A 21,731-nucleotide genomic window follows, 5' to 3' on the forward strand; every position below is an offset into this window, starting at 1 on the left:
CAATACTTTTTTTCAAAAACTTTTGGCTGGGATACCAGGATTCGAACCTGGGGGTGGCGGGATCAAAACCCGCTGCCTTACCGCTTGGCTATATCCCAATACCACGATAACCATACTGCTAAAATTCTGTTGTCCATCCATTACTGCCGATGGAATGGCTGGGGTACCAGGATTCGAACCTGGGCGTGGCGGGATCAAAACCCGCTGCCTTACCGCTTGGCTATACCCCATCCGTTGCAATGCCGAAATGGTGCGGGAGGCGAGACTTGAACTCGCACACCTTGCGGCGCCAGAACCTAAATCTGGTGCGTCTACCAATTTCGCCACTCCCGCAAAGTATGGTGGCTACGACGGGATTCGAACCTGTGACCCCAGCATTATGAGTGCTGTGCTCTAACCAGCTGAGCTACGTAGCCATCCTTTCCGCGTGACCTTCATTCGGCCTTGCGGGGCGCATTATGCGTAGTTGGCGATATTCAGTCAACCCCTTTTTTTGCTAATCGGGATTGTAAGCGACCGTTTGTCTGGCTTATGACCAACATGATGATAAAAGCGGCTAAACCGGCTTTTTCCGGCGCAGCGGCACAATGAAAAACGGGCCCAGAGGCCCGTTTTTCAACATCTTTACGCGCGAGATCAATAAGCGGACTGATGTACGCCTACTGCACGTCCTGAGGGATCATCCATCTTTTTGAACGCTTCATCCCATTCGATCGCCGTGGAGGAGGAGCAGGCGACGGAGGGGCCGCCAGGCACGCATTCGGCTGCACTGGGCAGCGGGAACAGTTCTTCAAAAATCTGACGGTATAGGTAACCTTCCTTCGAGCCAGGGGTATTATAAGGGAAACGGAAATGCGCGTTTTCCAGTTGCTGGTCGGTAATCTGTTCGGCAGCCACCTGTTTGAGACTGTCGATCCAACTGTAGCCCACGCCATCGGAAAACTGCTCTTTCTGCCGCCAGGCGACGCTTTCCGGCAGATAGGAAGCAAAACACTCGCGCAAGATATGCTTCTCGATTTTGCCGTTGCCGCACATTTTATCCTGCGGGTTGACCCGCATCGCCACATCCAGGAAGTCCTTGTCCAGGAAGGGCACCCGAGCCTCGACGCCCCAGGCCGACATGGCTTTATTGGCGCGGGCGCAGTCATACATATGCAGGGCCTGGAGTTTTCGCACCAGTTCTTCATGGAATTCTTTGGCGTTAGGCGCTTTATGGAAGTATAGATAGCCGCCGAACACTTCGTCCGCGCCTTCGCCCGACAGCACCATTTTAATGCCCATCGCCTTGATCTTGCGGGACATCAGGTACATCGGCGTAGACGCGCGTATGGTGGTCACATCATAGGTTTCAATGTGATAGATAACATCCCGGATGGCATCCAGGCCTTCTTGCACGGTGAAATGGATTTCATGATGCACGGTACCCAGATGCTTGGCGACATCCTTGGCGGCGCGCAGGTCTGGTGAGCCTTCCAGGCCGACGGCAAAGGAATGCAGCTGAGGCCACCAGGCTTCACTGCGGGCTTCATCTTCCACCCGTCGAGCGGCATATTTTTTGGTAATCGCCGAAATAATGGACGAGTCAAGACCGCCGGAGAGCAGCACGCCATAGGGCACGTCTGACATCAGATGGCTTTTGACCGATTCTTCCAGCGCATCACGCAATGCAATCTTGTCCGTGACATTGTGTTTTACGTTTTCATAATCAAACCAGTCACGGGCATAATATTCACGGATCTGACCGTCTTTGCTCCACAGATAGCTTCCTGGAGGGAATTCCTTGATGCTGCGGCAGACCGGCACCAGCGATTTCATTTCCGAGGCGACATACAGGGTGCCGTTTTCGTCATGGCCCATATACAGCGGGATAATGCCCATATGGTCACGGCCGATGAGATATGCATCCTGCTCGGTATCATAAAGAATAAAGGCGAACATACCGCGCAGTTCATCCAGGAACTGCGGGCCTTTTTCCTTATATAGCGCCAGGATCACTTCGCAATCGGAACCGGTCTGGAACGCATAGCGATCGCCATATTCCTGACGCAGGCTCTGGTGATTGTAAATTTCGCCGTTGACCGCCAGAACATGGGTCTGCTCGGCATTGTATAGCGGCTGGGCGCCGGTGTTGACGTCGACAATAGACAGGCGTTCATGAGCAAGAACTGCCTTGTCGCTGGCGTAAACGCCGGACCAGTCGGGACCGCGATGACGCATCAGGCGTGACAGTTCAAGCGCTTTACTGCGCAATTCAACCGGGTCGGACTTCAGATCCAGAACACCGAAAATAGAACACATACTCTTCTCCCTAACTGCTTACCCCGGAGGACATGATGGTCGGCCGGATGAAATAGTGCATCAGCCGGAGCGGGCCCCGGACGGTGATGCAGTCAATGCGTTGCGGTATCGCTGTGACTCAATGCCGTTTCGATACCAACGATTTAGCATCAAAACCACCCTCAAGTTCAATATCATTCAATAAAAAAAGCCATACAGCTGATAATTATTTAATAAATTGGGGTTTTTAATGAGAGATGAATAATAAAACCTGCATTGAAGCCTGGAATTTTAGCCGATCGCTAATTCGCTGAAAGAGTAAAAGCGGCAATTCACTCATTTTCAAGCAGATGCTGGATAAGTACACCGTTGAGCATTGCCCGCTTGACCAGCGCAAAAGCACCAATGGCTGAGCTGTGGTCGAGGGCCGAGACCACCACCGGTAGATTTTGCCGGAATTCCTTGAGCACCTGTTTGTCGATACAGCGTTGAATGGCCGGCAGGATCACTTTATGGGCTTCGGTAATTTCGCCGGCCAGTACCACCTTTTGCGGATTGAACAGGTTAATGGTCAGGGCAATCACTTTACCCAGGTAGTGGCCGACTTGCTCGATCACTTCACAAGCCAGCGGATCGCCGCGATTAGCTGCTTTACAGATGGCGCTGACGCCACAGTCGTCCAGCGTCAGCTTGCTGGGATAGCCCTGGCGCAGCAAATGGCTGACCCTTTGCTCGATGGCGCCATTAGCGGCAATGGTTTCCAGGCAGCCAAAATTGCCGCAGTGGCAGCGCTCACCAAGCGGGTCAACCTGGATATGGCCGATTTCGCCGGCGTTCCCCAGCGTGCCGAGGAAAATTTGGCCATGTACCAAGATCCCGGCGCCGGTACCGCGATGTACGCGCACCAAAATGGAGTCGGCACAATGGCGAGTTGCCCCGAAATAGTGCTCCGCCAGCGCCAGGCTGCGGATATTATGGCCGACGAAGGCATTAAGGCCGAAACGGCGATGGAGGTTTTCGGCCAGCGTCCAGTGACTGACGCTGATATGGGGCATATAACGCACCACGCCGTTATAGGGGTCTACCAGTCCCGGCAAAATCACCGAGATGGCAATCAGCTCGCGGATTTTGCGCTGACACTGATCCAGAAAACGGCTTATCGCGCCGAACAGCGCATGCTCCAGCGACTCCTGGGTTCGCTCAGGCAAGGCAAAGTTTTCTTCCGACAGCGATTTGCCGCTCAGGTCATACAGCGCAATGGTGGCGTCGTGCCGCCCGAGACGGATGCTGACCGCTTGAAAAGATCGGGTTTCGGTGACGATTGAGATGGCCCGTCGGCCACCGGTCGAGGCTTGCTGGTCAACTTCGCGGATAAGGCCCCTTTCCAGCAGTTGACGGGTGATTTTGGTGATACTGGCGGGCGCCAGCTGACTCTGTTCGGCTATCTGAATTCGCGATATCGGCCCTGACTGGTCAATAAGGCGGTAAACCGCTGCGCTATTCAACTGTTTGACGAGGTCAACATTTCCTATCGGGGTTTGTCCGCCTGGGCTCATGAATAAATTACTCGCTAATCGCTAGACGACATTACCGTTGACGATGGTTTTAGTGATGTTGTAATCGCGGTCAAAAGCCGTCAAATTGGCGGTTTTTCCCACGGAAAGGCTGCCCAACTGCGTGTCCACGGCGATTGCCTGCGCCGGATAGAGTGTCGCCATGCGCAGTGCTTCATCCAGCGGAATGCCGATGAATTCTACGCTGTTACGCACCGCCTCGATCATGGTCAGTGAAGAACCGCTAAGGGTGCCGGCCTCGTCTACGCACAGTCCGTCGCGATAGTATATGGTCTTGCCGGCGAAAATGAACTGATCTATCGCATTATCCGCCCCGGCAGGCGCGGTAGCGTCAGTGACCAGCACCAGCTTGTCGCCCTTTAGACGCTTGGCATTGCGTACATTGGCCCAGTTAACGTGCAGACCGTCGGCGATGATGCCGCAGTAAACCTCTGGCGCGTCAAAGATGGCGCCCATCAGGCCGGGTTCGCGCCCGGTCAGCGGCGGCATGGCGTTAAAAAGATGGGTGGCGAAGCGAATACCGGCGGCAAATCCGGCCTTGGCCTGATCATAAGTCGCAAATGAATGACCCGCGGAGACGACAATGCCGGCCTGGGCCAGGCGCCGTATGGTTTCGGCATCAACCTGTTCCGGCGCCAGCGTTATCTTGGTGATGACATCCGCGTTAGCGCACAGGAAATCCATTATCTCCGGTTCAGGCCGACGCATCAGATGCTCATCATGGGTGCCTTTCTTAACCGGGTTCAGCCAGGGACCTTCCAGATGCAGTCCCAGAGCCTGATGGCTGTTCTGCGCCAGGTAGGCGCGCATGACTTCAACCGCGCGGCACATGAATTCGTCGGTACTGGTAATCAGCGTCGGCAGAAAACTGGTGCAGCCGGATTTCTGGTTGGCGCGCTGCATGACTTCCAGCGTATGGACCGACAGCGCCTGCAGGCTGTCGTTGAACTGTACACCGCCGCAGCCGTTCAGCTGCAGGTCGATAAAGCCGGGCGCCAGTACCGCACCCGCCAGATCATGCTGCTCGATGCCGGCCGGCAGGGAAGCTTCTGGACACACCGCTTTGATTTTGCCGTCATCCAGGACAACCGCATGACCGGACAATACCTGGTAGCCGGTATGAACCCGGCCATTAACTAATGCGAACATTTTATGCTCCCGGTTTATTACTGTTTCTCTACGCTTTCCATTTCCAGTTCGCGGAAATACCTGACAGTTTTCACTTTCAGTTCCGAAGTTGAAGGTTCATCGCATACCATAATGGCCTTGGCATGGAGCTGCAGGCAACTGATGGTCCACATATGATTGACATTACCTTCTACAGCGGCCTGTAAGGCAAGCGCTTTATTGTGACCGATAACCAGAATCATCACTTCTTCAGCGTCTAGCAGCGTGCCGACGCCCACGGTCAGGGCATAGCGCGGAACCTGCTCGATATCATTATCGAAGAAACGCGAGTTCGCCCGCCGGGTTTCCTGGGTAAGGGTTTTGATACGGGTGCGGGAGGCAAGTGAAGAGCCCGGTTCATTGAAGGCAATATGCCCATCGTTACCTACACCGCCCATAAACAAATTGATTTTACCGTAGGATTTGATTTTTTCTTCGTAACGACGGCATTCAGCATCGATGTCCGGCGCATTGCCGTTCAGCAGATTTATATTTTCAGGCGGGATATCCACATGGTTGAAAAAGTTACTATACATAAAGGTGTAGTAGCTTTCGGGATGTTCAGTCGGCAGGCCGACATATTCGTCCATATTGAAGGTGACGACATGTTTAAAGCTGACCTGGCCTGATTTGTGCATCTCAATAAGCGCCTTGTAGGCTTCAAGCGGGGTGCTGCCGGTAGGCAGGCCCAGGATAAACGGCTTATCGGCAGTGGGATGGAAAGCATTAATGCGATCGACGATGTGGCGTGCTGCCCACTGGCCGACATTGGCCGCAGTGTTTAAAGGTATGAGTCTCATGGCTAGCCTCTTTGGTAGATGGGGCGCAGATCCCTGCAAATCAGTATAACGCTCAACGTTATTCCACTCCATCAGTGGGTAGATAGCGCATGGACCGTTAGGGATTGCTGTAAAAAGATTATTTGCTTTGAAAAATAAGTTTGACTTAAAAGCTAGAATAAGTCACAAATTCACCGGATTCAAGTTTAAATTATGGTCAGGAAGTGCTAATTAATTCGCGTTGAGAATTAAAGGTCCGGCAAAAGGATCAGCAGGTGGATAGACATGTTTACTGGCAAGGGGTTGAGCAGCCCTCAACACCCGATCATTCGAGAGTTCGATAGGGGGATTTACCGTGAGTGTACTCAGTTATCTGCAAAAGATCGGGCGCGCGCTGATGGTGCCGGTGGCAACGCTGCCCGCCGCCGCGATCCTGATGGGTATAGGTTATGCAATTGATCCGAGCGGCTGGGGAAGCGAAAATGCCCTGGCGGCGTTCTTGATCAAATCGGGTTCGGCGATTATAGAAAACATGTCGGTGCTGTTCGCCATCGGCGTGGCATACGGCATGTCCAGGGATAAAGACGGTGCCGCGGCGCTGTCGGGATTTGTCGGCTTCTTGGTAGTGACGACGTTATGCGCCCCTGCTGCAGTCGCCATGATCCAGCGTATTCCGCTGGAACAGGTGCCGGCGGCATTCGGCAAAATCAATACACAGTTTGTCGGTATCCTGGTCGGTATTATCTCCGCTGAGATTTATAACCGATACAGCCAGGTTGAACTGCCCCGGGCGCTGGCGTTTTTCAGCGGCCGCCGGCTGGTGCCGATCCTGGTGTCTTTCGTGATGATCGTGGTGTCGTTCATCCTGATGTACATCTGGCCGGCCATCTACAACGCCCTGGTGACCTTCGGCGAATATATTCAGCAAATGGGGTCGGTAGGCGCGGGTATCTATGCCTTCTTTAACCGCCTGCTGATTCCGGTGGGTCTGCATCATGCACTTAACTCGGTATTCTGGTTTAACGTCGCCGGCATCAACGACATTCCGAATTTCCTCGGCGGTCAGCAGTCGATTAATGCCGGCACCGCCATCGCCGGCATTACCGGGCGCTATCAGGCAGGCTTTTTCCCGGTGATGATGTTCGGCCTGCCCGGTGCAGCGCTGGCTATTTACCATTGCGCCCGGGTGGAAAACAAGGCCAAAATCGCCAGTTTGATGATCGCGGCCGGTTTTGCCTCCTTCTTTACCGGCATTACTGAACCGCTTGAATTTTCGTTTATGTTCGTCGCGCCAGTGCTGTATTTACTGCATGCCATTCTGACCGGTATATCGGTATTTATTTCAGCCCAGATGCACTGGATTGCCGGATTCGGCTTCAGCGCCGGACTGGTGGATATGTTGCTGTCGGTGCGCAACCCGCTGGCGACGCAGTGGTATATGCTTATCCCCCAGGGGGTGGTGTTCTTTATCCTTTATTACCTGGTATTCCGTTTCACCATCAAACGCTTCAATCTGCTGACGCCGGGCAGAGAACTGCAGGTGGTGGGCGACGAGGCTGACGGTTACGACACTGATGTGGATACCGTTTTACTGAGCAAAGGCGATGAGACCCAAGCCCTGGCGCGGCGATATATCAGCGCGATCGGCGGCTCGGACAATCTCACCGGCATTGATGCCTGCATTACCCGCCTGCGCCTGAACGTCAAGGATTCTGCCCAGGTCAATGAATCCCTGGCCCGCAATCTGGGCGCTCAGGGGGTTATCCGTCTGAATAAAGAAAGTGTGCAGATAATCGTCGGCACGCGGGCCGAGATTATTGCCAGCGCGATGCGCAACGTACTGGCCGCCGGTCCGGTCAGTGCCGCCCGGTCGGTATCACAGATTGCAGCGCCCGAAACCGCGCCGCTAGCAGTCGCGCCATCAGCGGCGGCGGCACGTCCGGTCGTGGTCAGCCTGATGTCGCCGATTACCGGTGATATTGTCACGCTGGAACAGGTGCCGGACGAAGCCTTCGCCAGTAAAGCGGTGGGCGAGGGGGTAGCAATACGGCCAACCGCGCCAGAGGTGTTGTCGCCGGCCAATGGCACACTGGTCAAGGTGTTCGGCACCCATCATGCTTTCTGTCTGGAAACCGACACGGGAGCGGAGGTGATTGTACATATCGGCATTGATACCGTGATGCTCAATGGCCAGGGCTTTACCTGTCTGGTTGAGGAGGGCAGCAAGGTTACCCAGGGACAGCCGATACTGATGCTGGATCTGGAGTACCTCACTGCCCACGCTCAATCGCTGATAAGCCCGGTGGTGATTGCCAACATGGAGGCGTTCGGCACCATCAGTGCGGTGGCGACCGGCAAGGTGATCGCTGGCCAGACCCGTCTGTTGGACATCACGGCTAAATAGTTCTGCTGATGTAACGCCAGGCGCCGTCATTTGCGCCTGGCTCTGCTCATAACGTCCTCTTATCCCCCGGTGTTGTTACCCTCAAATCGCCGGCAGGCAGAATTTCTGCAACTAACGGTTGTGTCCTGCTCTGGCATGTTGGAACATAAGCGCTATAAATAGAGTGGTTTCGTATAGAGGAATATCAACATGAGTGAGGCTGAAGCCCGCCCAACCAATTTTATTCGTCAGATTATTGACGAAGATCTGGCGTCGGGTAAGCACGCGTCGGTGCATACCCGTTTCCCGCCTGAACCCAATGGCTACTTGCATATTGGTCATGCCAAATCGATCTGCCTGAATTTTGGTATTGCGCAAGATTATCAGGGGCAATGTAACCTGCGCTTTGACGATACCAATCCGGTTAAAGAAGATATCGAGTTCGTTGAATCGATTAAAGAAGACGTCCAGTGGCTGGGTTTCAACTGGAGCGGCGATATCCACTATTCGTCTGATTATTTTGACCAACTGCACCAGTATGCGCTTGAGCTTATCAACAAGGGCCTGGCCTATGTGGATGAGCTGTCGGCGGAGCAAATTCGTGAATACCGCGGTACGCTGACCCGGCCTGGCACCAACAGTCCGTATCGCGACCGTTCGGTAGAAGAAAACCTGGCGCTGTTTGAAAAAATGCGCACCGGTGGTTTTGCCGAGGGCACTGCCTGTCTGCGTGCCAAAATCGATATGGCCTCGCCCTTTATGGTGATGCGTGACCCGGTGCTGTATCGGATCAAGTTTGCTACCCATCACCAGACCGGTGATAAATGGTGCATCTACCCGATGTACGATTTCACCCACTGCATTTCCGATGCGCTGGAAGCCATTACCCACTCCCTCTGTACCCTGGAGTTTCAGGATAACCGCCGTCTGTACGATTGGGTGCTGGACAATATCACTATCCCCTGCCATCCGCGGCAGTATGAGTTCTCTCGCCTCAATCTTGAATACGCCATCATGTCCAAGCGCAAGCTCAACCAACTGGTGACGGAAAATATCGTTGAGGGCTGGGATGATCCCCGCATGCCAACGGTATCCGGCCTGCGCCGGCGGGGCTACACCGCTGCATCCATTCGTGAATTCTGCCGCCGCATCGGCGTGACCAAACAGGATAACAATGTGGAAATGGCCGCCTTGGAAGCCTGCATTCGCGAAGACTTGAATGAATCCGCCCCACGCGCCATGGCGGTCATCGATCCGGTCAAGGTGGTTATCGAGAATCTGCCGGCAGGCTATGAAGAAGCCATCACCATGCCGCAGCATCCTAATAAACCTGAAATGGGCAGCCGCCAGGTGGCTTTCAGCCGTGAGATTTTTATCGACCGGGCCGATTTCAGGGAAGAAGCCAACAAACAATACAAACGGCTGGTGCTGGGTAAAGAGGTCAGATTACGTAATGCCTATGTGATCAAAGCCGAGCATATCGATAAAAATGTTGAAGGTGAAATTACCACCATCTACTGCAGCTATGATCCTGAAACCCTGAGTAAGGACCCGGCTGATGGCCGCAAGGTCAAGGGTGTTATTCACTGGGTATCGGCGGTACATGGCGTGAAGGTCGAGTTCCGTCTGTACGACCGTCTGTTCAGTGTGGCCAATCCTGGCAGCGCGGAAGACTTCCTCAGCACCATCAACCCGGAGTCGCTGGTGGTCAAGCAGGGTTACGCCGAGGCCGGGGTGCGGGATGCTCAGCCGGGGCAGCCTTATCAGTTTGAGCGTGAAGGGTATTTCTGTGCCGACAGTCAGTACTCAAGCGCCGCCAAGCCGGTGTTTAACCGCACCGTCGGGCTCAGGGATACCTGGACCAAGACTGCCGCTCAGGGATAATCGGACGAGCGGATGTAGCTATAAAAACGGTCGCCTGCGGGTGGCCTTTTTTTGGCCAGAAAAAAACCGCACGGATGCGGCTCTTGGTGCAGACAGGCGTTACGAAGATTACTGTTTTACCTCGGCATGCAGGGGGGCGGCCATGTCGTGCAGGGTCTCGTCTTCCCGGCAGTCGCCCTCTTCACAGTGACCGTACAGATACAGGCTGTGGTTGGTCAGCTTGATATTGTGCCGCTTGGCGATATCACGCTGGCGGGCTTCGATAAATTCGTCACGAAATTCGATAACCTTGCCGCAGTCCAGACAGATAAGATGATCATGATGATGCTGCTGGGTCAGTTCAAAAACGGATTTGCCGCCTTCGAAGTTGTGGCGGGTGACGATACCGGCATCGTCGAACTGGTTAAGCACACGGTACACCGTGGCCAGTCCGATTTCTTCGCTCATATCAATGAGTTTTTTGTAGAGATCTTCCGCGCTGACGTGATGACATTCCGGATCTTGCAACACTTCCAGGATTTTCAGCCTGGGAAGGGTAACTTTAAGGCCGGCCTTTTTTAGCGCGATATTGTTGTCAGTCATGCGGGTTTAATCCTGTTACTTTAATAATCTGATTGAAGGCACTCTTGGCCCAAACGAGAGTCGGCCTGAAAATGTATCGCTGTCTCATCATAGAACGGTAAAATGCAAATGAAAACAGGTTTGATTACGAGTATAGCCTGCCTGAAGGCACTTAACCATGCAACTTTTCAGGGATTAGGGTGGTAGTACCGGGCTATTGTACTGGTTTGCGGGAAAAAATTAAAAATTTGTGACTATCGCTGTAAAAGGAATTATTTATCAACGGCTAGAGCCGGACCGTTAGCAGCGTAACGGCCCAGTAAAATAACATCTACGCAACATTTAGCCGATAACTTCGCTCAGGTTCAGTTCATTGCTGATTTGCTTGACCCAGCCATCAACGCGTTCAGCGGTCAGTTCAGGCTGGCGGTCTTCATCAATGGCAAGGCCCACAAAGTGGTCGTCGTCGGCCAGGCCTTTGGATGCTTCGAAATGATAGCCGGCAGTCGGCCATTGGCCAATAAGGGTGGCACCGTTGGGTTCAATGATATCGCGGATAGTGCCCATGGCATCGCAGAAATATTCCGCGTAATCTTCCTGATCGCCGCAGCCGAACAGGCCGACGATTTTACCATTGAAATCCACTCCTTCAAGCGTCGGGAAGAAATCGTCCCAGTCGCATTGGGCTTCACCGTAATACCAGGTAGGGATACCGAGCAGCAGCAAGTCGAATTTTTCAAGGTCCTCTTTACTGCTTTTGGCAATGTCATGAACTTCAGCAACATCAGGCCCAAGCTGCTTTTGAATCATTTTGGCAATGTTTTCGGTATTGCCGGTATCACTGCCAAAAAAAATGCCTACGATCGCCATGTAATTAAAAACCTCATGAATATTATGGATATGGTCGGTGGTGCAACCATCCGGTCATAGCCGCAATGATAGCAGACCCTAACTTAAGGAGAAACTCGCCGCCAGCGGTTTTTATCACTCAGGCCAGATTTGCGGTAAGCGGCCATGATGCCGTATGTCAATTGCCCTGCTGCTGACGTTCCAGCTCCGCCAGTAAAATCAACTCGATCAATTCGCTGCGCGACATGTTGCGCTGCTCGGCCAGGTGATTGAGCACATCTACCGCATCAGCATTGATTTTCAACTCTACCCGCCGCAGCCCCCGCACCTTATCTCGACGCAGTTGATTACGTTTGTTGATGCGTAACTGCTCATCACGGGATAAAGGACTGGTCTTCGGGCGCCCTGGACGGCGTTCGTCAACGAATAAATCCAGCGTAGTGCGATCCGTTTGTTCTTTTGCCATAGGTCATGAAGGGGTTTTGCATCAGAAAGCAGGTTTAGGTAAGGCCCGGATGGCGACAATATTCACCGTTCGGCGGTTCCACCCGGAAAAAGAGCCTGGCATATTACCTCACGTCGGCATTAAACGACAATGGTTTACTATCCTCACGTTGGCGCCGGACAAATAAGGGGGCGCCATTCTACCGCCAGTACCGGGCAGAGTTGCTGTACGCGGTCTACTCTTTCGAGCCCGTACCGGGCAGAGTTGCTGCACTCAGTCTATTCTTTCGAGCCCGTACCAGGCAGAGTTGCTGTACGCGGTCTACTCTTTCGAGGCCAGTACCAGGCCGGAGAGTCGTACTCCCCTCCGCATGGGCTAAGGCTGACAGCGGCGGTTTGGCGCGGCGGTCACGCCGTCAGGAAACGGCCAATCGCGCGCATCACCGCATCTGGCTTTTCGGCATGCACCCAGTGGCCGGCGCCTGCAATGACATGAGCCCGGGCATGGGGAAACTGACGCTGTATCGACGGGCGATAGTCATCAGAGAGATAAGGTGAATTGCCGCCGCGTATAAAAAGGACCGGGCCATGCCACGGCGCAGACTCCTGCCAGCCTATAATGTCATCGTAGTGTGCCCACAGCGCATCTACATTGAAGCGCCAGGTGCCCTTGATAAAGGATTTAAGCAAAAAGGGGATGGTGCCGCTGTCGCTGATATCCTGTTTCATCAGGCTGGCTGCCTCATGTCGTTCACGGACTGTAGACTGGCTGACATGGCGCAACGCAGCAAACACATCGTCATGATGCCGGGTAGGGTAGGCCACCGGCGCCATGTCTATGACCACCAGTCTGTCGATACGCTCAGGCTGAAGGGCGCTTAACGTCATGGCGACTTTACCGCCCATGGAATGGCCTATCAGGATGCATTTTGCTATGTTCAGTTTATCCAGCAGTGTAATCACATCGCCGGCCATCAGATCGTAGTTGATATCATCACTGTGCGGCGACAGACCATGATTGCGTAAATCGACCTGCAGGGTCGGGTAATTTTCGCCAAGGGGCCGCGCCAGGACACCGAGATTATCCAGGCTACCGAAAAGACCGTGTATCAACACGATAGGCAGTCTGTCGTTCGGCGTGGTTGCCAATGCATAGCGATAATTCAAATCCATCATTTCCTCGTCGGAAGGGGGGAAAAAGATAGCCTATCATGACCTGAGGAGGGTGTGACCAGCAAAAACGCAACTGCACCACCGATAGGCGGGTGGGTGATAATCCGAGTTTTAGGCATCAATGCTGTCTAAAGCTATTGGTGAGTAGGGTTAAACTTGTATAATCCTGTCGATTGATTTTTGAGAAAAAAGCCCCGGACAAAAATGAAAACGATTGAAGTCGATGAAGACCTTTACCGCTATATCGCCAGCCACACTCAGCATATAGGCGAAAGTGCGTCGGATATTTTACGCCGGATGCTGAAATTTAATGGGAAAGTGAGCAGTGCCGTCAAGCCGGTGGCTGCGTCCCCCGTGGCCGAAAAATCGGAAAATGCGGTACCGGCCCGCGATCGGGTACGTGCGATGCGAGAATTATTGCTGTCTGACGACTATGCTGAGCAACGCAAGGCAGTGGATCGGTTTATGCTGATACTGACCACCCTTCACGGTATCGCGCCTAAGGAGTTTGCCGAGGCCGCCGAGACCCTGCACGGGCGTACCAGAACCTACTTTGCGGATAATGAGCTTACGTTATTACAGAACGGCAGTCACACCAAGCCAAAACAGGTGCCTGAAACGCCGTTCTGGGTCATTACCAATACCAATACTGGCCGCAAGCGTGGCATGGTCGAACATATTATGCTTTCCATGCAGTTTCCTGTGGAACTCACAGACAAAGTTTGCGGCACTTTATAAATAACTTTCAAGGGAGTAGCGCCGATGGCTAATCACCCCCGCGCCGGGCAAGCCGCCCGTCAAAGTGATTTGATTAATGTGGCACAGTTGACCTCGCAGTATTATGTACTGCAGCCTGATCCGGCCGATGCGGCCCAAAGCGTAAAGTTCGGCACTTCCGGGCATCGCGGCAGCGCTGGGCGCGGCAGCTTCAATGAAGCGCATATTCTGGCCATCAGCCAGGCCATCGCCGAACAACGCAGCAAACAGGGCATTACCGGTCCCTGTTATGTGGGCAAGGATACCCATGCGTTGTCAGAACCGGCTTTTATTTCCGTCCTGGAAGTGCTTAGCGCCAATGGCGTAGAGATTATCGTGCAGCAGGATAACGGCTATACGCCGACGCCGGCAGTGTCTAACGCGATCCTGGTGCATAACAGCGCCGGCGGAGCACAAGCCGACGGTATCGTCATCACGCCGTCCCACAATCCACCTGAGGATGGCGGCATCAAATATAATCCGCCCAATGGCGGACCCGCCGACACCAATGTCACCAAAGTGATAGAACAGCGCGCCAATGAATTGCTGGCCGGCGGCCTGAAAGATGTCAAGCGTCTGACCCTTGATGCCGCCTGGCAAAGTGGCCGCATCCATCAGCAGGATCTGGTGCAGGCCTACGTGGAAGGACTGGCCTCGGTAGTCGATATGGCTGCTATTCAGCGCGCCGGCCTAAAGCTCGGCGTCGATCCGCTGGGAGGCTCAGGTATTGCCTACTGGCAGCGCATCGCGGAGCATTATCAGCTGGATTTGACGCTGGTTAATGAAGAAATCGATCAGACTTTCCGCTTTATGCATCTGGATCATGACGGCATTATCCGCATGGATTGCTCCTCCAATTGGGCAATGGCTGGTCTGCTGGCACTGCGGGATAAATTCAGCCTGGCTTTCGCCAACGACCCGGATTATGACCGTCACGGTATCGTCACGCCGGCCGGACTGATGAACCCCAACCATTTCCTCGCGGTGGCTATCAACTATCTGTTCCAGCATCGTCCCCAGTGGGGCAAGGATGTGGCGGTCGGCAAGACGCTGGTGTCCAGCGCGATGATCGACCGGGTGGTGGCGGATCTGGGCCGCAAGCTGGTAGAAGTGCCGGTCGGCTTCAAGTGGTTTGTCGATGGCCTCTATGACGGCAGCCTGGGCTTTGGCGGCGAAGAAAGCGCCGGTGCCTCTTTCCTGCGCTTTGACGGCCAGCCTTGGTCTACCGACAAGGATGGAATCATCATGTGCCTGCTGGCGGCCGAAATTACCGCCGTGACCGGCAAGAATCCGCAGCAGCACTATGACGAACTGGCCGAACGCTTCGGCGCCCCCAGCTACAATCGTATCCAGGCGTCAGCGACCCACGCGCAAAAAGCCGTGTTGTCCAGGCTGTCTCCTGATCAAGTGAAGGCCGATACGCTGGCCGGCGACCCAATCACTGCCCGTCTGACAGAAGCGCCGGGCAATGGCGCCTCTATCGGCGGCCTGAAGGTCATGACCGAGAACGGCTGGTTTGCGGCACGTCCATCCGGCACTGAAGAAGCCTACAAAATTTATTGTGAAAGCTTCCTGGGCGCTGAGCATCGCGCCAGGATTGAAAAAGAAGCGGTAGAGATTGTCAATCAGGTGCTGGCCGGGGCCTGATAATGGCCGGTACCGGGCAGAATAGCGGTTGTTAACCCGCGAGTACCCAATGACGCCGGACCTGTTCCGGCGTTTTTTTTTGCCTGGCCGTCCTGGATGAGTCGCTGCGTGTCGCCACTGACTGGGGCAAAGCGACAGTTCAGGGCATAAAGCGATAGCCAATCCCGGTTTCGGTTAATAGATGAGCGGGTTGGGCCGGATCTGGCTCCAGTTTCTGGCGCAGATGGGCCATATAAATCCGCAGATAGTGATTGTGCTCTACCGCATTTGGCCCCCAGACCTCACGCAGCAGGTGGCGCTGGGTCAGCACTTTTCCCTGATGGGCCAGCAACGCCGCCAGCAGCCTAAATTCAATCGGCGTCAGATGCAGCAGTTGACCATCGCGCAGCACCTGTCGATTGATAAGACAAACGCTGATATTGCCGAAAGTGACTTGGGGTGAACATGTGGCGTCATGCTGCGGATGGCGCAGGGCAACCCGTACCCGCGCCAAGAGCTCGCCTACGCCGAACGGCTTGGTCAGATAATCGTCAGCGCCGATATCCAGGGCGTCTATTTTATCTTGCTCGTCGCTTCTGGCCGACAGCACCAATACCTTGACCTGACTCCATTGCCGCAAATCGCGAATAAAATCCATGCCATCGCCATCGGGCAGGCCAAGATCCAGGATGATAAGATCCGGCTTACGGCTGGCGGCTTCTATCAGCCCGCGAGCCATATCGGCGGCGTCGAACACTCGGTATCCTTCGCGCTCCAGGGCTTGGCGAACAAAACGCCTGATGGCGTCTTCATCTTCAACGATCACAATCTGGGTCGGCAGCTGGCTCATTCTTCCTCCTGGAGCAATAGCTGGGGCGGTTCGCCCAGCGGCAGGGAGAGGGTAAATATCGCTCCGCCGCCAGACCGGTTCCGTACCCCAAGATGACCCTGGTGAAGGTCAGCAATAGCCTGACAGATGGCTAAACCCAGGCCAACACCGGGTATGGCGGATTCAGGGTGACCGCGAGTGAATTTATCGAATATCTGTTTTTCAGCCCCGGGCGGGATGCCGGGACCGTCATCTTCAACGCTGATTTCAAGCCAGCCCGGGGATGTTCTGGCCCGTAGAGTAATCTGCGCCGCCGTGCCGGCATACTTTATCGCATTTTCCAGCAGATTGATAAATACGCGCTCCAGCAGGGTGCTGTCGCAATTCACCAATTGCAGATGATCGGGCAGGTCGAGAATGACGGTATTATCCGCCAACTGATTTTTCATCATTCTCAGGGCGCTGCCGATCATTTCTTCCAGGGACTGCCAACTGCTGTTGATGCTGAACCCGCCCGACTGCAGCCGCGCCATATCCAGCAGATTGTGCACCAGCCGAGTGGTGCCCAATACCTGGCTGCGTATTTCATTCGCTTGGGCAGCAAAAGGAGAACCTGCGCTGGCCAGATCAAGCGTGAGTATTTCAGCCTGGCCGAACAATACCGTCAACGGGGTGCGCAGATCGTGTGAGAGCGCCGCCAGTAATGCGTTACGCAATTGCTCCCGTTCGGCGGCAAGCCGGGCTTGCTCGGCCCTGTCGGCCAGGCTGAAACGCTCCAGGGCGCCGGCAATCAGCACAATACAGGTTTGCAGCAGCCGCTGCTGTTCGGGGATCAGCAATTGCCTGGGGGACTTGGGTTCAATGACCAGAACGCCGAAACGGTCCTTATCGGTACTGACTGGCCACAGTTGATAACTCAGGCCGGGCAGGGTATCGGTACCGACCCCGGAAGGCATGCCGCGATCAAAGCTCCAGCGGACGATGGCCGGGTCAACCGACAGCGCGACGCCTTTCACCGGCGCGGTCTTGTCAATCAGTTGATTATTTTCCGCCAGATAAAGCCGTAGCCGAGCCTGAAAGGTATTGCCGACAAAATGCAGGGCGGTACGGGCGATGTCATCCGGCGTAAGGGCCTGGCTGAGCGCCTTGGACATTTCATATAGCTGCCGGGCACGCTGCTCGCGATAGCGGGCAATCCTCGCCTGATAGCGCACCCCGGCGGTAAGATTGCCGACAATAATACCCACCGCCAGCATCACGGCAAAGGTCAGCAGGTACTGGATATTACTCACTCCCAGCGAGCCGCGGGGTTGGACAAAAAACAGATCAAAGCTGGCCACATTGATAACCGCGGAAAATACCGATGGCCAGCGGCCATACAACAGGGCAACGATCACCACCGCCAGCAAATACACCATCACCAGATTGGACAATTCTATCGACGGCAGCAGCCACTGGGCCGGCAGGGTAATCAACGCGCACAGCGCCAGCGCCACGCCGGCACCGCGCAGGGACATGCGCCAGCGATCGAGCAACGGGCGGCTTTCACTTTCCCGGACCGGCTCTTCAGCGTTCTCCGGCTGTCCGATAATGAAAATATCCAGCTCAGGCGCCAGGCTGCCCAGCCGACGAGCGAAATCGGCCCTGGGCAGCCTGGGCAAGCGGCCGCGCCGACCGATCACTATCTTGCCCAGATTATGCTGGCGCGCATAGCGTACCAGGGCCGGTTCGGGGCGCTTATCTGAGAGCGTCGCGGTTTCAGCCCCCAGATCCTGGGCCATTTTGAGATCGCGCAGGATAGCGCGCCGCCGTGATTCCGGCAGACCACGTAAGCGCTGGGTTTCAACATAGACCGCGTGCCACTCGCTGCCCAGTCTGGCGGCAAGTCGAGCAGCCGTCCTGACCAGTTTCTGGTTACCCCGTTCCGGACCGAGGCATAACAGTACGGCATCCCGCGTATGCCACACCGGCTCGTCATCCCTGCTCTGGCGAAAGGCCCTGACTTCATCATCCACGCGGTCGGCCATGCGTCTCAAGGCCAGCTCACGCAGCGCAATCAGGTTACCTTTACGAAAGAAGTGTTCAATGGCGCGCTCGGCCTGCCCATTAAGGTAAATTTTGCCCTCCCTTAACCGTTGACGTAAATCTTCGGGCGGCAGGTCAACCAGCACCACATCATCGGCGGCATCGAAAATCGGGTCCGGGACCGTCTCACGGACCTGGATACCGGTGATGCCGCCGACCACATCATTAAGGCTTTCCAGATGCTGGACGTTGAGGGTGGTGAGCACATCGATACCGGCGTCGAGCAACTCCTCCATATCCTGCCAACGCTTGCGATGACGCGATCCGGGGGCATTGCTGTGCGCCAATTCATCCAGCAGGATAACGGTGGGTTTGCGCAACAGGGCGGCATCCAGATCGAATTCGGCAAAGGTTCGCCGCTGATGGCCCGGTGTTCTGCGCGCCAGGATCTTCAGCGGCGAAATCAAGGCTTCGGTGTCCTGCCGGCCATGCGTTTCCACGATACCCACCAGAACGTCTTCACCTAAAAGCCGTCGACGATGCGCATCCTGCAGCATCGCATAGGTTTTTCCCACGCCGGCATTGGCGCCAAAGAATATTTTGAGTTTGCCTCGCCCGCTGCGGCTGATGCTATCAAGCAACTGGTCGGGGTCCGGCCTTGGCGGTTCGGGGTACGGCATTTGTGCTCCTGTTGGTCTAGCGTTGGGCCAAGGCATCCAATGCCAGGTTAAGCTGCAGCACGTTGATGGCCGGCGGGGCGATAAACGACGGCATCCCCCGCCGCTGCGCCAGTTGCTTGTCAATCAGCGCCAGCACCTGCTGTTCAGACAGACCCCGTTTGCCGGCGATGGCGGCCGCCTGGTAGCGCGCCGACTCGGGAGATATGTCTGGATCCAGTCCGCTGCCTGAAGCGGCAACCAAATCCAACGGTACTGGCGCGGCGCCGTTTGACCGCCGCCAGAAGGCAATCCGATCATCCACCTGTATTCCCAGTTCGGGATTACTGCCCGCCAGATTGCTGCCGCCGGAGGCCTCGGTATTATACGCGCTGCCGGCGGTCGCCGAGGGCCGGCCATGAAAATAATCATCCCGGGTAAAAGACTGGCCTATCAGCAATGAACCGATATAACGATCCTCTGCCATTAATCGGGAGCCCTGGGCCTGGAAGGGAAACAACTGTCCGGCGATAAGCGTGGTCAGCAGGGGATAAATCCCACCGGTCACCAACGTCAGGAGAATCAATATAATAAAGGCACTGCTTAAGGTTCGCATTTATTTTTCCAATCGTTGTTCAGCAGGCGAAATACCGTCACCCGGCAAGCGTGGGACGGCATCCGTCAGGCGATGGTTGTCCATTGAAGCAGCATGTCGATTAATTTGATGCCGATGAACGGCACCATCAATCCGCCGCCGCCATAGCGCCACAGATTACGTCGCAACAGAGCGGCAGCCGGCATCGGCCGGTAGCTTATGCCTTTTAACGCCAGCGGAATCAGCGCGACGATAATCAATGCATTGAAGATGACCGCCGATAAAATAGCGCTGGCCGGGGAGTGCAGCTGCATAATATTCAGCACATCTAACTGAGGATAAACCGGGGCAAACGCCGCCGGAATAATGGCGAAATATTTGGCCACATCGTTAGCGATACTGAAGGTGGTAAGCGAGCCGCGGGTCATCAGCATTTGTTTGCCGATATGCACAATTTCCAGCAATTTGGTCGGATTGGAGTCCAAATCCACCATATTGCCGGCCTCCTTGGCGGCCTGGGTGCCGGAGTTCATCGCTACCGCCACATCAGCCTGAGCCAGCGCCGGGGCATCGTTGGTGCCATCGCCGGTCATCGCTACCAGCCGGCCTTCGGACTGATACTGGCGAATCAGCGCCAGCTTGGCTTCAGGCGTGGCTTCTGACAGAAAATCATCCACGCCGGCCTCGGCGGCGATGGCGGCAGCGGTTAGGGGGTTATCGCCGGTGACCATGACGGTTTTGATCCCCATGCGCCGGAGTTCGGCGAAACGCTCACGCAGCCCGCCTTTAACGATATCGCTCAGTGCGACCACGCCCAGCACGCCGTCTCCTTCGGCAACCACCAGCGGGGTGCCGCCACGGCGTGCCACATCTTCGACCATCACATTGACCGCCGAGGAATAAACGCCGCCGGTGGACTCAATATAACGGCGAAGTGCGTCAGCGGATCCTTTGCGAATGATCCGTCCGGGCATATTGACGCCGCTCATGCGGGTTTTGGCTGAGAATGGCACGAATTCCGCCGACAGTTGCTGCAGACTGCGTTCGCGCAGGCTGAAGCGCTGCTTGGCCAGGATCACGATACTGCGGCCTTCGGGAGTTTCATCCGCCAGCGATGCCAATTGTGCGACATCCGCCAATTGCCGCTCACTGACGCCCGGTGCGGGCAGAAAGGCCGTTGCCTGGCGGTTGCCCAGTGTGATAGTGCCGGTTTTATCCAGCAACAGAACGTTAACGTCACCGGCTGCCTCTACCGCCCGGCCGCTGGTGGCAATAACATTTGCCGCCAGCAAACGGCTCATGCCCGCCACACCGATAGCCGACAGCAGACCGCCAATGGTGGTTGGTATCAGGCAGACCAGCAGGGCAACCAGCACCGTGATGCTTACCGGCTCTCCGGCCTGATTGACCGCAACGCTGTAAAGCGATATCGGCAATAATGTCGCTGTGACCATCAGGAAAATAAGCGTCAGGGCGATAAGCAGGATGGTCAGCGCAATTTCATTGGGTGTTTTCCGCCGCTTGGCGCCTTCGACCATGGCGATCATCCGGTCGAGGAAGGTTTCCCCCGGATTGACGCGGCATGCCACCAGAATCCAGTCGGACAGCAGCCGGGTGCCGCCGGTGACCGACGAAAAGTCGCCGCCGGCTTCGCGGATAACCGGTGCCGACTCACCGGTGATGGCGCTTTCATCCACCGAGGCACCTCCCACCAGGATCTCGCCGTCGCACGGAATGATCTCACCGGCCCTGACCCGCACCAGGTCACCTTTACGCAGGCTGTCTACCGGCACTTTTTCGCTTTCGGCATCGGCATCCGGCGTGCTGATTTTATCGGCCCACTGGGTTTTGCGTACCCCTCTAAGGCTGGCTGACTGGGCTTTGCTGCGACCCTCCGCCAGCGCTTCAGCCAGATTGGCGAACAGGACGGTGAACCACAGCCACAGGGTAATGATGCCGGTAAAAAGCGCGTTGCCCGGCCACTGCCCGCTCACCATGCCGAACCATAGCAGGGTAGTGAGCAGACTACCGATATAGACGATAAACATCACCGGATTACGCCATTGGCTGCGAGGATCCAGTTTTTTGAACGCCTCCCCCACGGCGTTTCGCACCAGTTGCGTGCTGAATAAAGCCTGACTGATTTCTGCCAT

Annotated in this window: 16 protein-coding genes and 4 tRNA genes; 4 read left to right on the forward strand and 16 right to left on the reverse strand. The window is 55.4% G+C overall.

The window, feature by feature from the left end:
• Positions 1-23: 23 nt before the first annotated feature.
• The 8 genes from EDC52_RS07665 to nagB all read right to left on the reverse strand — a co-directional run bounded on the left by EDC52_RS07665 (position 24) and on the right by nagB (position 5,818).
• Positions 24-98 (reverse strand) — tRNA-Gln (locus EDC52_RS07665).
• Positions 99-155: 57 nt separating this feature from the next.
• Positions 156-230, reverse strand: a tRNA-Gln gene (locus EDC52_RS07670).
• Between the two features lie 18 nt (positions 231-248).
• Positions 249-333: transfer RNA gene (locus EDC52_RS07675), tRNA-Leu, on the reverse strand.
• Positions 334-339: 6 nt separating this feature from the next.
• A tRNA-Met gene (locus EDC52_RS07680) sits at positions 340-416 on the reverse strand.
• Between the two features lie 220 nt (positions 417-636).
• The gene (gene asnB, locus EDC52_RS07685; RefSeq protein ID WP_131864755.1) at positions 637-2,298 is read right to left on the reverse strand and encodes an asparagine synthase B; all 1,662 of its coding nucleotides are present in this window, start codon (positions 2,296-2,298) and stop codon (positions 637-639) included.
• A gap of 311 nt (positions 2,299-2,609) precedes the next feature.
• Positions 2,610-3,833 (reverse strand): DNA-binding transcriptional regulator NagC, encoded by a 1,224-nt coding sequence (nagC, locus tag EDC52_RS07690; RefSeq protein WP_131864756.1) that lies wholly within the window; start codon positions 3,831-3,833, stop codon positions 2,610-2,612.
• A gap of 21 nt (positions 3,834-3,854) precedes the next feature.
• The gene (gene nagA, locus EDC52_RS07695) at positions 3,855-5,000 is read right to left on the reverse strand and encodes an N-acetylglucosamine-6-phosphate deacetylase (RefSeq protein WP_131864757.1); all 1,146 of its coding nucleotides are present in this window, start codon (positions 4,998-5,000) and stop codon (positions 3,855-3,857) included.
• 17 nt (positions 5,001-5,017) lie between these two features.
• Complete coding sequence (nagB, locus tag EDC52_RS07700) at positions 5,018-5,818, reverse strand: glucosamine-6-phosphate deaminase (RefSeq protein WP_131864758.1); 801 nt, start codon at positions 5,816-5,818, stop codon at positions 5,018-5,020.
• Positions 5,819-6,152: 334 nt separating this feature from the next.
• On the opposite strand from nagB, the gene nagE reads away from it, so the two are divergent.
• Together nagE and glnS are read left to right on the forward strand one after the other, a co-directional pair.
• A complete protein-coding gene (nagE, locus tag EDC52_RS07705) occupies positions 6,153-8,201 on the forward strand; it encodes an N-acetylglucosamine-specific PTS transporter subunit IIBC (protein WP_131864759.1) in 2,049 nt (682 codons plus the stop codon).
• 189 nt (positions 8,202-8,390) lie between these two features.
• Entirely contained in the window at positions 8,391-10,064 is a 1,674-nt protein-coding gene (glnS, locus tag EDC52_RS07710; protein WP_131864760.1) for a glutamine--tRNA ligase, read from the forward strand.
• 108 nt (positions 10,065-10,172) lie between these two features.
• Here the strand turns inward: glnS and fur are convergent, their stop codons facing one another.
• From fur to EDC52_RS07730, 4 genes are all read right to left on the reverse strand, one after another.
• Positions 10,173-10,646 (reverse strand): ferric iron uptake transcriptional regulator, encoded by a 474-nt coding sequence (gene fur, locus EDC52_RS07715; protein ID WP_131864761.1) that lies wholly within the window; start codon positions 10,644-10,646, stop codon positions 10,173-10,175.
• Positions 10,647-10,967: 321 nt separating this feature from the next.
• Positions 10,968-11,495: a flavodoxin FldA gene (gene fldA / locus EDC52_RS07720; RefSeq protein WP_131864762.1), complete on the reverse strand. Its 528-nt coding sequence runs from the start codon at positions 11,493-11,495 to the stop codon at positions 10,968-10,970.
• 157 nt (positions 11,496-11,652) lie between these two features.
• Positions 11,653-11,940: a LexA regulated protein gene (gene ybfE, locus EDC52_RS07725; RefSeq protein ID WP_131864763.1), complete on the reverse strand. Its 288-nt coding sequence runs from the start codon at positions 11,938-11,940 to the stop codon at positions 11,653-11,655.
• 386 nt (positions 11,941-12,326) lie between these two features.
• Positions 12,327-13,091, reverse strand: a complete 765-nt coding sequence (locus tag EDC52_RS07730) for an alpha/beta fold hydrolase (protein WP_131865135.1) — start codon at positions 13,089-13,091, stop codon at positions 12,327-12,329.
• A 204-nt stretch (positions 13,092-13,295) separates the two neighbouring features.
• On the opposite strand from EDC52_RS07730, the gene seqA reads away from it, so the two are divergent.
• Entirely contained in the window at positions 13,296-13,829 is a 534-nt protein-coding gene (gene seqA / locus EDC52_RS07735) for a replication initiation negative regulator SeqA (protein ID WP_131864764.1), read from the forward strand.
• A 24-nt stretch (positions 13,830-13,853) separates the two neighbouring features.
• Positions 13,854-15,494, forward strand: a complete 1,641-nt coding sequence (pgm, locus tag EDC52_RS07740) for a phosphoglucomutase (alpha-D-glucose-1,6-bisphosphate-dependent) (protein ID WP_131864765.1) — start codon at positions 13,854-13,856, stop codon at positions 15,492-15,494.
• 139 nt (positions 15,495-15,633) lie between these two features.
• On the opposite strand, the gene kdpE is transcribed toward pgm, so the two are convergent.
• From kdpE to kdpB, 4 genes are all read right to left on the reverse strand, one after another.
• Entirely contained in the window at positions 15,634-16,323 is a 690-nt protein-coding gene (gene kdpE / locus EDC52_RS07745; RefSeq protein WP_131864766.1) for a two-component system response regulator KdpE, read from the reverse strand.
• Positions 16,320-19,007, reverse strand: a complete 2,688-nt coding sequence (kdpD, locus tag EDC52_RS07750; protein ID WP_131864767.1) for a two-component system sensor histidine kinase KdpD — start codon at positions 19,005-19,007, stop codon at positions 16,320-16,322. The genes kdpE and kdpD overlap by 4 nt, the downstream gene beginning before the upstream one ends.
• Positions 19,008-19,023: 16 nt before the next feature.
• Positions 19,024-19,599 carry a potassium-transporting ATPase subunit KdpC gene (gene kdpC, locus EDC52_RS07755; RefSeq protein ID WP_131864768.1) on the reverse strand — a complete coding sequence of 192 codons (576 nt, stop codon included), beginning with the start codon at positions 19,597-19,599 and terminating at the stop codon, positions 19,024-19,026.
• Positions 19,600-19,664: 65 nt separating this feature from the next.
• On the reverse strand, positions 19,665-21,731 hold the full coding sequence (gene kdpB / locus EDC52_RS07760; protein ID WP_131864769.1) for a potassium-transporting ATPase subunit KdpB: 2,067 nt from the start codon (positions 21,729-21,731) through the stop codon (positions 19,665-19,667).

Origin of the sequence: Biostraticola tofi, from assembly GCF_004343195.1 — a bacterium.
GTDB lineage: Bacteria > Pseudomonadota > Gammaproteobacteria > Enterobacterales > Enterobacteriaceae > Biostraticola > Biostraticola tofi.